Source organism: Pseudorhodoplanes sp., from assembly GCF_059499825.1.
Genome location: NZ_JCABZI010000018.1, coordinates 188567 through 202945, shown reverse-complemented (window position 1 = coordinate 202945; position 14379 = coordinate 188567). Strand labels below are relative to the sequence as shown.

Sequence of the window (14379 nt, the reverse complement as noted above, 5' to 3'; positions counted from 1 at the left end):
AAGAATCTACCGCCCGAACAATCCGAAGAAGAACCGCGGGCCGGAAGATTCCGGGGCCTGCCGCCGCCAGAACGGCTGCTGTTGCTGCTGTCGCTGGGCGGCGACACGCGGCGCCGGCGCCCCCGGCTTCTGCCCCGGTGCCGCCGCCTGCTGAACCGGTGCTGCGGCAGGCTGAGCGCGCACGATTGCAAGCGGCGCGCCGGTCGGCGGCAGCGGCTCGGACGCAACCAGATTCGGCATCCGCGGCGGCCAGGCGAGATCGTCGGCGCGTCCGGCTTCGGAACGCTGCGGCTCGCCCTTCACCAGCATGCGATTGGCCACGGCATCCAGCGCCGGCGGCGTCTTGGCGGGAGCGGCACCGGCAAGATCGGTCGGCTCTTGCAGCGGCGTACCGAGCAGGATCACGGGCCCTGCCAGCGGCCGCGCGGTCGGACCGGCGGGCTTTGCCGGCTGCGCCGGCTGCGGGTCGACCGACACGTTGGAGAGTGCCGCGGGGATCGGCTCGCGCAGCACGCGCTTGAGATCGCGCTCGACATAATGCGCGAGCTTGCGGGCGCCGAAGCGGGTGAAATGCACGCCGTCCTGCGCGCGCAGCACACGGATCTGGCCGGTCTCGTCCGGCCCCCGCTGCATGAAATTGCCGCGCTCATCGACGAAGCCGTCCCAGATATTGACGAAGAGGAAGCCGGCCTTCTCGACGCGCGCGCGGAAGATGTCGTTCAGATATTGCATGTCGGCGGTCGACTTCGCGCCGCGAACCGCCGGCACGCCGACCCACAACACCGGGACATTGGCGGTGCGAAGCGCGGCGATCATCTCGTCGATCCTGGCGCCGTAAAGCTCTTCCCACTGCTCGCTGCGGAATTCGGCCGGAGCGGCGGGACGCGCGCGCTGCGGCTCCGTTGCGGCAATCGTCGGGGTCTCGTCGTTATTGACCTCGCCGGGCTTCTGGCCCTGCGGCGCGGCCTGTCCGGCCTGTCCGGGCTTGGCCGCCGGCTGCGGCTTCGGCGGCGCCTTTTCGCGAATCTCCACACGGTCCTGCAAGCCGAGAAGGACGATCACCGCCTGCGGCTTTTCGGCGGCGATCAGTTCGCGCGCGACTTTCGGCCATTCCGCATCGCTCTTCTGCTCGTAGCGGATCAGGCCGGAAAACGCGCGGTGCTTGCGCACGATGCCGATCTCGGGCGTCTCGGCGAGTTGCTCCTCGAGGCCGAAAGCAAGCCAGTCGGCCATCGTGTCGCCGAGCACCAGAATCCGGATGGACGGCGGCACCTCGACCTTTTTCGGAGCGGGCGCTGTACTGAAATCCTGCTGGACCGGCGCACGCGGCTTTTGCGGTCGGGGCGGGCCGAAAAAGCGATCGTCGAAGGGAAAAAACTGCGCCTGCGCCGGCCAGCCGGTCACGGCCGCCGCCAGCGCCAGGCCAGCAAGACCCATCGCCCGAAGCAGCCAGCGCCTTCGCGTATCGTTATTGCGCGCCATTTGGCCCTTGCGTAACCGGTGCCCATCGCCCGGCGACTGCCCGGGTCATATCGGACACCAATAGCAAAAGAACATGGCGAGTCGAAGATCGATCCGCCCTGCCCTCAACCGCCGCGCAATCGGACGAGCACCGTGGTGCTCGGGAAACCGTCCGGAACGAGCCCGGCTCGCGCCTGGAAATCGCGGATCGCGGCGCGGGTCTTGGGTCCCAACCGGCCGTCCGGGGTGCCGATATCGAAGCCGCGGCGGGCCAGCAATTGCTGCATTTCGGTGCGCTCGTCGCGCGTCAGAACCCGCTCATGCCGCGGCCAGGACTGGATCAGGGGGTCGCCGCCCCTCAGCCGGTCCGACAGATGCCCGATCGCCAGCGCGTATGCCTCGGCCGGGTTGTAGCGCATGATCACGCGAAAATTATTCAGCATCAGGAAGCCCGGGCCCTGGCTGCCCGCCGGGACCATCAGGAACGCGCGGTCGGATGGGCGCGGAAACGGCTTGCCGCCCGCCCGCCTGATGCCGAGTTGCTCCCATTCGCGCAGGGTCATCTGCTTGCTGCGATCGGCCAGCATGAAATTGAAGCTTTTCGGAACCTCGACCTCGTAGCCCCAGGTCTGTCCGCTCTCCCAGCCATTGCGCCGGAAGTAATTTGCGGTCGAGAATAGGAGATCGGGCACCGACGTGGTGAGATCGCGCCGGCCATCGCCGTCGGCATCGACGGCGTAATTCTTGTAGACCGTCGGCATGAACTGCGTCGGCCCGAACGCGCCGGCCCAGGAGCCCTTCATCCGATCGGCGTGAACGTCGCCGCGATACAGGATTTCGATCGCGGCCAGGAATTCATTGCGGAAATAATCCTGGCGGCGTCCAACACAGGCAAGCGTCGCGGTCGAGCGCACGACCGAACGCTCCCCCATCATCGTCGAGTATTTCGACTCGATGCCCCAGATCGCGGCGATGACATAGCGGTCGACGCCGTAGGTCTTCTCCATCGCATCGAATGCCGCGCGGTTTTCGGCAAGGATTTCGCGTCCGCGCTGGATGCGCTCCTCGCCAACCAGCCGGTCGAGATAATCCCAGAAGGCGAGCGTGAACTCGGGCTGCGCATCCACCAGATCCATGATCCGCAGATCGGGCGTCAGGTCGCGAGTGAAGGCATCGTAGGCCTGCTTCGGAATGCCGCGTTTCGCCGCTGCCGGATAAAGCCGTTGCAGGCACCCCTGGAAATCGGCGGCAGCGGCGCGAATGGCGTCGGCCGACATCTCCGGATGGCCGGATGAGCCGGACTCGCCGCTCCAGTCCGGGCCGGTCGCCTGGGCGAAGGAGCGGCGCGCGCTGGCCGAATGCGCGGCTCTCGGAGCCGGGGCAGCCGCCCGGGCTTGCGGGACACCGGCAGATTGCGGGACACCGGCAGGCTGCGGAATTGAAGACGTCGCCATGACGCTGCGATCGTCGGTCGCGCCGGCACAGCCGATCAGCAATGTGCCGAGAGCGGCGACCGCGCACAGACTCGCAGTGGTTCCACGCCGACGGACCATCTCACCCTCACGCAACCGGGACACAAAAGCGCCCTATGGGGAACGCATACGGTTGCCAGACGATTAACGACATTCATAAATCCGTGGAGGTTTTGCGGCCTGCGACGGTTTTTCGTTCAAACCCATGTTAACAGAAGCCCCGTTTTCCACAGTCTTCCGCGGTTCCCCACATGAAGCCCATCCGTAAGGCGATCTTCCCGGTGGCCGGTCTCGGCACCCGTTTTCTTCCGGCGACCAAGGCGATGCCGAAGGAAATGCTCACGGTGGTCGACCGTCCGCTGATCCAGCACGTGGTTGATGAGGCGCGCGAAGCCGGCATCGAGCACCTGATTTTCGTCACAGGACGCAACAAGGGCGTGATCGAGGATCACTTCGACCGGCAGTTCGAACTCGAAGTAACACTGAAAGAGCGCAGCAAGAAAAGCGAACTGAAGCTTCTTGCGGAAGACACGCCGGACGCCGGCACCACCAGCTTCACCCGCCAGCAATCGCCGCTCGGCCTCGGTCACGCGGTGTGGTGCGCGCGCGAACTGGTCGGCAACGAGCCGTTCGCGGTCGTGCTGCCTGACGTGCTGGTGCAGAACGAGCCCGGCTGCCTCGCGCAGATGGTTGCCGCCTACAACAAGCAGAAGGGCAAGGCCAATATCATCGCGGTGGAAGAAGTGCCGGCCGATCGCGTGCACATGTATGGCATCGTCGGTGTCGGCAAGGACAGTGGCGCCGTCATGCCGATCACGCAAATGGTCGAGAAGCCCAAGCGCGAGGACGCGCCATCCAATCTCTCGATCACCGGGCGCTACATCCTGCAGCCGGAGATTTTTTCGATCCTGGAGAACCAGCAGACCGGCGCCGGCGGCGAAATCCAGCTCACCGACGCGATGATCACGCTTGCCAAGACCCAGCCCTTCTACGCGGTGAAGTTCGAGGGCCGGTCCTACGATTGCGGCTCCAAGCTCGGCTTCCTGACCGCCAACGTCGCCTATGCGCTCAAGCGCAAGGACATTGCCGGCGAGTTGCGCGAGGAACTGAAGGGATTGCTGGGGTAATATCCCGATCCGTCACCCTGAAGCGCGTGGCGCGAGCCGCGCCTCGGAGGGCGACGCTTCAGCCCCTCACCGCTGCAACCGCAATCCCAGCGTGAAGATATTCGAGGTGTAGTCCCAGCCCTCGACAGTCGACTTCAGCCATTCACGGCGCGCTTCCGCCTTCAGGTGAACTTCGCGGGTCAGCTTGTAGATCATGCTAGCGGCGATCAGAAAGCGGTCGTCAGTGCGGTCAGAGCCTTCGTAATTGTCGGTGCCGTATCCGAGTGTCACGGTGCCGATGAGCCAGCGCCGGAAGGCATGATCGATCTGCACCCCGTAATCCTGGCTGAGCGCGCCCGCCACACCAGACAGGATGGACTCATTGACCGAGGTCTTGGCGTAGATCTTCCACGTGGTCAGCGGCGTCGCATAATAGGTGAGTTTTGCGTCGACCAGGGGCGCGCGAATGGTGGGAAACGTGTCGTCTGCGTATCTACGTTCCAGAAAGCCGATCGACGCCTCGCCGACCAGCTGGCGGGACAATTCGAATTCCGATCCGACCTTGATGGTCGAGCCATCGGAATTGCGCGCGACGCCTGCGGCATCGTTTTCGCGGTCGTGTCGCCGCTGATCCATGCCGTATTCCACGAACGGCTTGATGCCGGGCAGCATCTCATAAGCCGCGCGCACCCGCGCGCCATATTGATTATAGTTGCGGTCGCGGAAGTCGACATACGTGCCCTGATAGGTCTCTGCATCGCCATAGGCTGTGCGATCAATCGAGCCTTTCAGAGATAATTCAAGCCGATTGAAGCTGTGCGTGATCCCTGCTGTCGCGCCGGGCGTGATGTAGAGTGGAGGCGTAGAGATATTGGCGGGCAAATTCGGATCGCCCGGATTGTCCGCCTGCAAACCGAAACGGCCTTCGAATTCGGCTTTGGTTTGCTTGCTGATATCGAGCCGCCCCCTGGCTTGCAGATCGAGATTGGGCTGGCTGAGGTTTTCAAGACCGTTTTGGTTGTACCAGATGTAACTACCCTTCAGGTCGGCGGACAATTCGTGCCGCGACCAGTCCGACTTGATGCTGACTTCGGGCGCGACTTTTTCGAACGTCGATCCTTTCGGGAACTGGCGCTGACCCGGGTTGCTGTTGTAGCCGCCTGATACTTCCAGCGCGGGCTTGTAGAGGAACGAGCCGGCATAGAAACCGACCGGGCCGAACGGGTCCTCCTCATCCACACGCTTGCGAACCGGACGCGCAACCACCGCACCGGTGGCATCGAGCGGGATCGGCGCCGAATTGGTCGCGCGCCGGCGCTGCGCTGCACGGCTCTCCTGGCGCTGAAACGGAGCAGCCACCGTCCGGTCCGGCGCCGTGGCGGCAATCGGCGGAAGATTGTCGGCATCGGTGCGCGCACGCTTCTGTGCGGCCTCCTTCGCCTTGCGCCGGACCCGTGCATTGGTGGCGTCGAAGCCGGTCGTGCCGGCAGCACTCGACACCGGCGCAATCGGCTCGCCGGGCCGCGCCGGCGCGCCAGGTCGGCGGAATTGCTGGGTGCGGCCTGAATCGAAATGCGGATCGAACAGCGTCGGCGTCGAGGGGTCGCGCGGCTCGGCCTGCTGCGCCAAGGCCGGCACGCTCGCGCAGAGGCCGGCCAGGCTGAGCACCACGATCGGGACGAGGCCGCGCGCCACGCATCAACTCCTGCCGCGCCCGCATGTCAGCGCCCCCCAACGGGGACGCGCACATACGGGCAGCCAGCCTCGCGGCCGGCGGAAATGGTTAACGGAGTTAAAACGGAGATGGTTAACGGCGGGTTAGGACACCCAGCCCATCAGTTCGCGCAGCACCACCGCACGGATCGCATCCATTCCCTGCGGGCTGTCGTTGAGGCATGGGATGGCGGCGAAGTTCACCCCGCCATGCGCCTTGAAGATATCGCCGTTCTCGACTGCGATCTCTTCCAGCGTTTCGAGACAATCGGCGGAGAAGCCCGGCGTCACGATCGCGAGATTCTTCACCCCGCCTTGCGCCAGCGCCTCGACCGTCTTGTCGGTGTAGGGCTTGATCCATTCGGCCGTGCCGAACCGCGACTGGAACGTCATCCGCAGGCGATCTTCGCCGTAATCGAGCGCGTCGCGGAGGAGCCGCGTGGTCTTGGCGCAATGGCAGTAATAGGGATCGCCCTTGTCGAAATAATCCTGCGGAATACCGTGGAAAGAAGCGAGGATCACCTCGGGCTCGAAGGCGAGCTTCGCCAGTTCTTCGCGCATGGACGAGGCCAGGGCATCAATATAAGCGGGCTCGTCATGGTAGGGCGGCGCCACCCGCAAGGTCGGCTGCCACCGCATCGTCATAAGGTGCTTGAAAGCCGCGTCGCAGGCTGTCGCCGTGGTCGCCGCCGCATATTGCGGATAAAGCGGCACATAGAGAATGCGGTCGCAGCCTTTCGCCATCAGCGCGTCGATGGCCGAGCCCACCGAAGGGTTGCCGTAGCGCATGCCCCACTCGACCTCGATCCGGCTGTCCACCGGCGCGAGCGACGCCGCCAGCTTCTGCGCCTGCGAGCGGGTGATGGTCTTGAGCGGCGATTCGTTCAGTTCGCGGTTCCAGATCGTGTCGTAGTCATGCCCCTTGGTGGCCGGCCGGCGGGTCAGGATGATCAGGTTGAAGACCAGCTTCCAGGTCAGCGAGTTTTCCTCGATCACCCGCTTGTCGGACAGGAATTCCTTCAGATAACGCCGCATCGACCAATAATCGGTCGCATCCGGGGTGCCGAGATTGGCGATCAGAACGCCGATCTTGCCGGATTTGACCGGCGGATGGCCGGCAGGCCGATGCGATTTTGAGACCGCGTCTGACGATGCGTCGTTCATGGAGCCATGCTAAGCCACACCTTCCCGCCGGAAATCAATGACGAAAATGACCATCACCCGCCGCCTGCTCCTGCTCGGATCGTCCGCCCTGGCGCTGATCGCCGCCCTGCCCCGCCTGACATCGGCCCAGGCCACGCGATCGCGCGTCACCTTCGTTCTGGTCAACGACATCTACCAGATGAGCGAACAGCCGGCCCCGGACGGGCAACCCCGCGGCGGCTTCGCGCGCCTCGCCGCGGTGGTGAAGGCCGAGCGGGCCAAGGGGCCGGTGATCTTCGTTCATGCGGGAGACACGCTGTCGCCCTCGCTGATGTCAGGCATCGACCAGGGCGAGCACATCATGGTGCTGACCAACATGATCGCGCCGGACGTGTTCGTGCCGGGCAACCACGAATTCGATTTCGGCAAGGACGTGTTCTTCAAGCGAATGGCCGAGGCCAAATTCCCGATTTACTGCGCCAACATCCTGAACCCCGACGGCACGCTGGCGAAGGGTCTGCAGGAGCGCACCGTCATGACGGTCGACGGCATCCGGATCGGGATCGCAGCCGCGACCGACGAGGAAGCGGTCATCCTGTCGAGCCCGGGCGACCTGAAATTCCCGAAGGCGGTCGAGACCATCGAGAAACAGGCGGCGGCGCTGCGCAAGGAGGGCGCCGACTTCGTCGTGGCCTGTGTGCATACCGATCGCGCCAAGGACGAGGCGATGTATCGCTTGAATGTCGTGGACCTGATCCTGAGCGGTCACGACCACGATCTCTGGCTCAATTACGACGGCCGCACCGCCGCGGCGGAGTCGAGTTACGATGCGCATTTCGTCACGTGCATCGATGTCACCTTCACGACGCGCACCAATGACGGACGGCGCGAGGTGGTTTGGCATCCGGAATTCCGCGTCGTCGATACCCGCAATGTGACGCCGGACCCCGACGTCCTCGCCGTCGTCAACGGCTATGAGAAGAAGCTGTCGAGCGCGCTCGACGTTGCCATCGCGACCACCGCGGTCGAACTCGACAGCCGCAACGCCACGGTGCGGACGCAGGAGGCGGCGATCGGCGATCTGATCGCGGATGCGATGCGCGCCGAGGCCGACGCCGAGATCGCCATCACCAACGGCGGCGGCATCCGCGGCGGCCGCGTCTATCCGGCGGGCACGACCATTACGCGGCGCGATGTCATGGCGGAACTGCCGTTCAACAATCACATCTCGGTGCTCGACCTGTCCGGACGGGCGGTGCGAGCCGCACTCGAGAACGGTTTCAGTTATCTGCCGCGTGCGGCCGGACGCTTTCCGCAGGTATCGGGCCTGAAAATCGTGGTCGATCCGTCGCGGCCCGTCGGTCAGCGCGTGGTGTCGGTCGAGGCCGGCGGCAAGCCGCTGGAGGACGGCCGGATCTACCGGCTCGCGACCAACGACTTCATGTCCGGTGGCGGCGATGGCTACGAGATGTTCAACAACGTGCGGGAGATCATCCCGGGCCACGACGGCCCGCTGATGACCAATGCCGTCATCGAATATCTGCAGAAGATCAAGACGGTGCGGACCGGGATCGAAGGACGCATCGTATTCAAACAGGGATAGTCGGCCCTGAATCAAAAACGCCCTCTCCCGGGCGGGAGAGGGCGCTTCACTGAAAACCGATGAGCGCAGCGTTTACGGCGCGAAGCGCAGTTCCAGGCCCGCGACGCCGGCGAAGACGTTCAGACCGACCTGCCCCTCGACGCTGAGCGGCTGCAGCGCGAAGGAATTGTTGGACCCGCCATACATGACATTGGCGCCGGCTCCGACGCCGACCGCGGCGCCCGCGGTCACGCCGCCGTAATTGCCCGAGAGGTCGCCCAGTCCGATCTGCTGGGTCGGTGCGAACACGCCCCAGACCAGGCTGGATACGGCGGTGCCGCCGAGATCGACGCCGGCGCGCCGCATGACCGCAGTGTAGAGTTGCCGCGGCCCGAAATCCGGACGGAAGATGCAGCTCAGTTCGGTGACGGAACCGATGACGAAGCCGACCGAGCCACCGCCCCGGCATTCCAGGACGCCGGCCTGAACCTGTTGTTGCGCGGACGCCGGGATGGCGGATGCGGAGACCAGCATCACGGCAGCGAAGAGCGATGATCGGAGCATGAAGTTCCCTCTTGAAACTTGAGAATCGTGAAAGAGCCGCGGCCAATTGGCGCCAGAAGTCGGGCCGAAATTAGTCCGCGCCGCCCGCCGGCAGGTTACGGGCGCGAAGCTGCATTTCCGTTAAATGGCTCCCACCGCAATCTCCCGGCGGCGGCTGGCTTATTTCAGGTTGCCGCAGAAGCGCTGGATGCGCCGCCCCGCCTCTTCCAGGTCTTCGGTCTTGGTCGCGTAGGAAATGCGGAACGCAGGCCCGGCCCCGAACGCGGAACCTTGCACCACCGCCACGCCCTCGGTCTCCAGCAGCTCGGTGACGAAATCCTCGTCGGTCGCGAGCTTTTTGCCAGAGGGTGCGGTCTTGCCCATGGTGCCGGCGCAGGACGGATAGACGTAGAACGCGCCCTCGGGCGTCGGGCATTTGATGCCGCTGGCCTGATTGAGCATCGACACGATCAGGTCGCGACGCTCCTTGAACACCGCGTTGTGCTTGGCGATGAAATCCTGCGGTCCGGTCAAGGCTTCGACCGCGGCCCATTGCGCCACCGCCGACGGGTTGGATGTCGACTGCGACTGCAACATCGCCATCGCCTTGATCAGATGGTCCGGCCCGCCGGCATAGCCGATGCGCCAGCCGGTCATGCAATAGGCCTTCGACACGCCGTTGAGGGTGAGCGTGCGCTCGTAAAGGCGCGGCTCCACCTGCGCGGGCGTGGTGAATACGAAGTCGTCATAGACCAGGTGCTCGTACATGTCGTCGGTCAGCACCCAGACATGCGGATGCTTCATCAGCACATCGGTCAGCGCCTTGACCTCGTCGCGGGTGTAGGCCGCGCCGGTCGGGTTGGAGGGCGAGTTGAAGATCAGCCACTTGGTCTTCGGCGTGATCGCCTTTTCAAGTTGCGATGCGGTGAGCTTGAAGCCGCTCTCCATCGTGGTCACGACCGAAACCGGCGTACCGCCGAGCAGCGCCACGATCTCCGGATAGCTGACCCAGTAAGGCGCCGGGATGATCACTTCATCGCCCGGATTGATGGTCGCCATCAGCGCGTTGAACAATACCTGCTTGCCGCCGGTCCCGACGATGATCTGCGACGGCTTGTAGTCGATGCCGTTCTCGCGCTTGAACTTGCCGGCGATCGCAGCCTTCAACTCGGGAATGCCGTCCACAGCGGTGTATTTCGCCGCCTTCCCGGTCTCGATCGCCTTGATGCCGGCCGCCTTGATGTTGGCCGGCGTGTCGAAATCCGGCTCGCCTGCGCCGAGCCCGATCACGTCGCGGCCGGCGGCTTTGAGCGCGCGCGCCTTGTCGGTCACCGCGATGGTGGCGGACGGCTTGATGCGGGCGAGCGCGTCGGCGAGGAAGGCCATTGGAAGGGCTCCGGTCTTGCTAGCAGGTGGATACCAAGGGATTGCGAGCGCTTGGTAATGCCCATTTTGCTGCGCCGCAAGCAACAATCGGTGATGGGCTTATTCAGGAAAGCGATGGCTGGAGCGCCCGCTCCTGCCTCCAAAGGGACGCCTTGGGCCACGCCGGCGCGAAACGCGAGGCTCGCGGATTTCAGCGGTTTATCGCGCCGAGACCCCAGGGCGACTCGCGCGTCAGGGATACCGCGCGCCGTCACAGGTCTCTCCAGTTTGAAGCGATTAAAGCAAACACGAAACGTTTATTTCGCTGCAGCGCAGTGTCACGCAATGAACGTCACTTTGTGATCCGGTGCCGCCTGGCCGCCTTGCAAAGGCCGGGCTTTTCTTATTGTCTCCGCCGCGTCATCATGACCGTGTGGGGACCGCGGCTGAAAAATCTGAGTCAGGAGCCACGGATGTACACGCTCTATTCGATGCAGCGCTCGGGGAATTGCTACAAGGTGCGCCTTGCTCTGGCGCAGCTTCAGATTCCGCATGCGCTGGTCGAGGTCGACATCCTGAAGGGCGAAACCCACACGCCGGATTTCCTCGCCAAGAATCCGAACGGCCAGATCCCGCTGCTGGAAGTCGAACCCGGCCGCTATCTGGCCGAGTCGAACGCAATCCTGTGGTATCTTGCGGAAGGCTCCCATCTCGATGGCGAGGGCCCGCTCGAACGTGCGCGCGTGCTGCAATGGATGTTCTTCGAGCAGCACGCCATCGTGCCGAATATCGGTGCCGCGTATTTCTGGCTGTGTCTCGTCAAGGGCGGCCGGGAGTTGCAGCAGCACGCGCTCGACGACTGGATGGAGGAAGGCCAGCGTTCGCTGAACCTGCTCGACAAGCACATGGCGCGTAATCGATTCGTCGCCGGCGATCGCTATTCGGTGGCCGATGTCACGCTCTATTCCTACACGCATCTCGCCGAGCAATGCGATTTCGACCTGCGCCCGTTTCCGGCCTTGCGCGAGTGGTTCGCCCGCGTGGCAGCAGAGCCGCTTCACATCGCGATGGATCATCGCCCGGAGGCATTGAGCGTGGCGGCGGAGTGAAAAAGTTAACTAGTCGTTAACGGTTAAGGGGCCGTTAACGCCTTGTCATCAAATTGCCATCAGAGATGACGCCTTGCGCCGCTTTCCGGCCGGGGCGTCGCCGCCATCCCGTAAGATTATGCCTCCGGGGGTTGATTCGCTCGTCGGAGCCACTGTCATGACCAGGGAACGGATGGCCGGGATCGGCTTCCACCATCCCGAACGGAACGCCCGTCCGTTGACCAAACGGAAGCTCGTGCTGGCGCATCTGCTGATGACCGCCGCGCTCGTGATTTGCATCGTCGTCGCATTGACCGCGGTCGCCATCGGCACCGCGCGGGCCGTGGGCTTAAGCGCACCGGCCGCGAGCGGCGACGCCCTCCTCCGCTGACCTGTTTCCGGGAAGATACGCCCTGATGGCAGTGCCGTGGCCGGATCGGTTGCGGCATTGCGGCGCTCTTACGGAACGCTGTCCGGCCCCCTACCGTTAGCTGTCCTGTTTTTGGAGAGCGGTGGACATGAAAGCTTACGCGATTGCGGCCGTGCTGACGCTGCCCGCGCTAACGGCGCAGGCCCAACAGGTCTTCAAATCGGACGCGGGCGATATCCGCGTCGAAACCATCGTCTCCGGTCTGTCCTACCCGTGGGCCCTCGCTTTTCTCCCCGACGGGCGCATGCTCGTGACCGAGCGAAGCGGCAGCATGCGCATCGCGAGCCGTGACGGTAAACTGTCCTCACCGCTCGGCGGCGTGCCGAAGGTTCTGTCGCAGAATCAGGGCGGCCTGCTGGATGTGATCCTCGACCGCGATTTCGCGGCCAACAACACGATCTATTTCTGCTATTCCGATCCGGTCGACGGCGGCGCCCAGACAGCACTCGCGCGCGCCAGGCTGGACGTCGCCAAGACGCAACTGACCGACGTTCGGCGCATCTTCCGGCAGGAGGGTCCGCCCTCCCGCGGCCTGCATTACGGATGCCGGATCGTGCAGGCGCGCGACGGCAACCTGTTTCTGACCACCGGCGACCACGGCAGCGCGTCCAAGAGCGCCCAGACCCTCGACAATCATATCGGCAAGATCATCCGGATCGCGCCCGACGGCTCGATCCCGAAGGACAATCCGTTTGTCGGGCGCGCGGACGCAAAACCCGAAATCTGGAGCTATGGCCATCGCAACAGCCAGGGCGCGACGCTGCATCCGGCCACCGGCAAATTGTGGATGCACGAGCACGGTCCGCAGGGCGGCGACGAACTCAACATTCCCGAGGCCGGCAAGAATTACGGTTGGCCGGTGATCGGCTTTGGCGTCAATTACGGCGGCGCCAAAATCCATGAAGCGACCAGCAAGGCCGGGATGGAGCAACCGATCCGGCAATGGACCCCGGTGATCGCACCGTCTGGTTTCACCATCTATACCGGCGACCTGTTCCCGCAATGGAAAGGCAACGCCTTTATCGGCGGCCTGCGCACGCAGACGCTGGTGCGGCTCGAACTCGACGGCGAGAAAGTCACCCGCGAGGAACGGATGCTGCGCCAGCTCAGCGAACGCATCCGCGACGTCCGCACCGGACCGGACGGCGCGCTGTGGCTGGTGACCGACGATGCCCAGGGCCGCATCCTGCGGCTGACGCCCGCGAAATAAGCGCGCCGGAGTTTTCTCGCTTCCTCGGCCTTATCGAGACGCACAAGAACCAGCGATGAGAGACTACGCCCGGCACGCCGGCGCCGTGAGCGGACGCATCGCCACCCACAGGACGAGGCCCGCTGTCGCCACGAGGCCGAGGGCCGCAAAGGCTGCCGCATAGCCGAACCGTTCGGCAATCTCACCGCCCAATGACGGGCTGAGGGCCGCCCCGACGCCCTGCAAGGTCATGACGATACCGATGCCGGCATTGACATGACCGGTACCCGATAGAATGCGTGCCGTAAGGCCGGGGACAGCAACGCCCAACAGACCCGCTCCGACGCCGTCGAGCATCTGCACCGGTATCAGGCCGTAAGGGCTTGTCAGATACGCGGCGATGGCCCCACGGATCGGCAAGGCCAACAGCGCCAGCAACAGGACCACCCAATAGCCACGTCGCTCGGCGAGCGCCGCCGCCGCCAGAGCCATCGGGATCATCGTCAACTGCGCAATGATGACCGTCATTCCGGTCAGGGCGCTGGGATCGCCACCGCCGCGCGCCACGATGGCTTGCCCCAAGAGCGGCAGCATCGCCGCGTTGCCGAGGTGAAACAGCAGCAGGGTCGCGGCCAGCACCAGCAAGGGTACGGATGTCAGCACGATCGAGAAGCCGGAGCCGGACTGCTCTGCGTTCTCCGGCGAGCCTCGCGCGGCGGCGTGATTGATGTCGGCGGGATTGATCAGCGCGGTGGAAGCGATGGCGGCCACGGCGAGAACGCTCATGACCGCGAAAACCGCACCCAGCCCAAATAGATAACCAAGCCCGCCGGCCAGCAACGCCGCGACGACGTTGCCGGCGTGGTTGAACGCTTCGTTCCGGCCGAGTTGATGCGCAAACCCCCGCTGCAACACCAAGCCGAGCGTGATGGCGGCAATCGCTGCCGGGATCACGGCGCCGGCAATGCCGCTGATGGCCTGCGCGGCAGCCGTCACCATAAAGTCAGGTGAATAGTAGTTGGCGGCCGATGCAACAACGATTGCAATGGCTGCAACCATGAGAACGGCGCGCTTTGCCTTCGTACTGTCGACCATCAGGCCGGCCGGCACCGTGGCCATAACGCCGGCCAGTCCGCCGATGGTCATGGCCATCCCGATCTCCGCCGGCGACCAGGCCTGCGATTGCAGGAAGACACCAAGGAAAGGACCGAGTCCGTCGCGAACATCGGCGACGAAGAAATTCAACGCACCCAGCGCCAGCAACGACCGCCGTGTCATCAGGAGAGA

Annotated in this window: 12 protein-coding genes; 5 read left to right on the top strand and 7 right to left on the bottom strand. The window is 64.4% G+C overall.

Annotated features, from left to right (window positions below):
- Positions 1 to 6 precede the first annotated feature (6 nt).
- Both AC5I5I_RS22545 and AC5I5I_RS22540 read right to left on the bottom strand, forming a co-directional pair.
- A complete protein-coding gene (locus tag AC5I5I_RS22545; protein ID WP_495976807.1) occupies positions 7 to 1482 on the bottom strand; it encodes an SGNH/GDSL hydrolase family protein in 1476 nt (491 codons plus the stop codon).
- A gap of 104 nt (positions 1483 to 1586) precedes the next feature.
- Positions 1587 to 3014: a lytic murein transglycosylase gene (locus tag AC5I5I_RS22540; protein ID WP_495976806.1), complete on the bottom strand. Its 1428-nt coding sequence runs from the start codon at positions 3012 to 3014 to the stop codon at positions 1587 to 1589.
- A gap of 170 nt (positions 3015 to 3184) precedes the next feature.
- Here AC5I5I_RS22540 and galU point away from each other — a divergent pair, with 170 nt between their 5' ends.
- Positions 3185 to 4060, top strand: coding sequence for a UTP--glucose-1-phosphate uridylyltransferase GalU (galU, locus tag AC5I5I_RS22535; RefSeq protein ID WP_495976804.1), 876 nt, complete (start codon positions 3185 to 3187; stop codon positions 4058 to 4060).
- Between the two features lie 66 nt (positions 4061 to 4126).
- Here the strand turns inward: galU and AC5I5I_RS22530 are convergent, their stop codons facing one another.
- A complete protein-coding gene (locus AC5I5I_RS22530; RefSeq protein ID WP_495976803.1) occupies positions 4127 to 5734 on the bottom strand; it encodes an outer membrane beta-barrel protein in 1608 nt (535 codons plus the stop codon).
- A gap of 123 nt (positions 5735 to 5857) precedes the next feature.
- The gene (gene hemH, locus AC5I5I_RS22525) at positions 5858 to 6916 is read right to left on the bottom strand and encodes a ferrochelatase (RefSeq protein WP_495976801.1); all 1059 of its coding nucleotides are present in this window, start codon (positions 6914 to 6916) and stop codon (positions 5858 to 5860) included.
- Between the two features lie 37 nt (positions 6917 to 6953).
- Between hemH and AC5I5I_RS22520 the strand changes: the two genes are divergently transcribed.
- Positions 6954 to 8498, top strand: coding sequence for a bifunctional metallophosphatase/5'-nucleotidase (locus AC5I5I_RS22520; RefSeq protein ID WP_495976799.1), 1545 nt, complete (start codon positions 6954 to 6956; stop codon positions 8496 to 8498).
- 72 nt (positions 8499 to 8570) lie between these two features.
- On the opposite strand, the gene AC5I5I_RS22515 is transcribed toward AC5I5I_RS22520, so the two are convergent.
- Both AC5I5I_RS22515 and AC5I5I_RS22510 read right to left on the bottom strand, forming a co-directional pair.
- A complete protein-coding gene (locus AC5I5I_RS22515) occupies positions 8571 to 9041 on the bottom strand; it encodes a DUF992 domain-containing protein (RefSeq protein WP_495976797.1) in 471 nt (156 codons plus the stop codon).
- 159 nt (positions 9042 to 9200) lie between these two features.
- The gene (locus AC5I5I_RS22510) at positions 9201 to 10406 is read right to left on the bottom strand and encodes a pyridoxal phosphate-dependent aminotransferase (protein WP_495976795.1); all 1206 of its coding nucleotides are present in this window, start codon (positions 10404 to 10406) and stop codon (positions 9201 to 9203) included.
- 452 nt (positions 10407 to 10858) lie between these two features.
- Between AC5I5I_RS22510 and AC5I5I_RS22505 the strand changes: the two genes are divergently transcribed.
- The 3 genes from AC5I5I_RS22505 to AC5I5I_RS22495 all read left to right on the top strand — a co-directional run bounded on the left by AC5I5I_RS22505 (position 10859) and on the right by AC5I5I_RS22495 (position 13113).
- Positions 10859 to 11494: a glutathione S-transferase family protein gene (locus AC5I5I_RS22505; protein ID WP_495976793.1), complete on the top strand. Its 636-nt coding sequence runs from the start codon at positions 10859 to 10861 to the stop codon at positions 11492 to 11494.
- Between the two features lie 157 nt (positions 11495 to 11651).
- Complete coding sequence (locus tag AC5I5I_RS22500; protein ID WP_495976791.1) at positions 11652 to 11864, top strand: hypothetical protein; 213 nt, start codon at positions 11652 to 11654, stop codon at positions 11862 to 11864.
- A gap of 127 nt (positions 11865 to 11991) precedes the next feature.
- The gene (locus tag AC5I5I_RS22495) at positions 11992 to 13113 is read left to right on the top strand and encodes a PQQ-dependent sugar dehydrogenase (RefSeq protein WP_495976790.1); all 1122 of its coding nucleotides are present in this window, start codon (positions 11992 to 11994) and stop codon (positions 13111 to 13113) included.
- Between the two features lie 63 nt (positions 13114 to 13176).
- On the opposite strand, the gene AC5I5I_RS22490 is transcribed toward AC5I5I_RS22495, so the two are convergent.
- On the bottom strand, positions 13177 to 14370 hold the full coding sequence (locus tag AC5I5I_RS22490; protein ID WP_495976789.1) for an MFS transporter: 1194 nt from the start codon (positions 14368 to 14370) through the stop codon (positions 13177 to 13179).
- Positions 14371 to 14379 lie beyond the last annotated feature (9 nt).

Coding starts and splice junctions, on each gene's coding strand:
- AC5I5I_RS22545 (WP_495976807.1), bottom strand. CDS start 1,482: ATGGCGCGCAATAACGATACGCGAAGGCGCTGGCTGCTTCGGGCGATG.
- AC5I5I_RS22540 (WP_495976806.1), bottom strand. CDS start 3,014: ATGGTCCGTCGGCGTGGAACCACTGCGAGTCTGTGCGCGGTCGCCGCT.
- galU (WP_495976804.1), top strand. CDS start 3,185: ATGAAGCCCATCCGTAAGGCGATCTTCCCGGTGGCCGGTCTCGGCACC.
- hemH (WP_495976801.1), bottom strand. CDS start 6,916: ATGAACGACGCATCGTCAGACGCGGTCTCAAAATCGCATCGGCCTGCC.
- AC5I5I_RS22520 (WP_495976799.1), top strand. CDS start 6,954: ATGACGAAAATGACCATCACCCGCCGCCTGCTCCTGCTCGGATCGTCC.
- AC5I5I_RS22515 (WP_495976797.1), bottom strand. CDS start 9,041: ATGCTCCGATCATCGCTCTTCGCTGCCGTGATGCTGGTCTCCGCATCC.
- AC5I5I_RS22510 (WP_495976795.1), bottom strand. CDS start 10,406: ATGGCCTTCCTCGCCGACGCGCTCGCCCGCATCAAGCCGTCCGCCACC.
- AC5I5I_RS22505 (WP_495976793.1), top strand. CDS start 10,859: ATGTACACGCTCTATTCGATGCAGCGCTCGGGGAATTGCTACAAGGTG.
- AC5I5I_RS22500 (WP_495976791.1), top strand. CDS start 11,652: ATGACCAGGGAACGGATGGCCGGGATCGGCTTCCACCATCCCGAACGG.
- AC5I5I_RS22495 (WP_495976790.1), top strand. CDS start 11,992: ATGAAAGCTTACGCGATTGCGGCCGTGCTGACGCTGCCCGCGCTAACG.
- AC5I5I_RS22490 (WP_495976789.1), bottom strand. CDS start 14,370: ATGACACGGCGGTCGTTGCTGGCGCTGGGTGCGTTGAATTTCTTCGTC.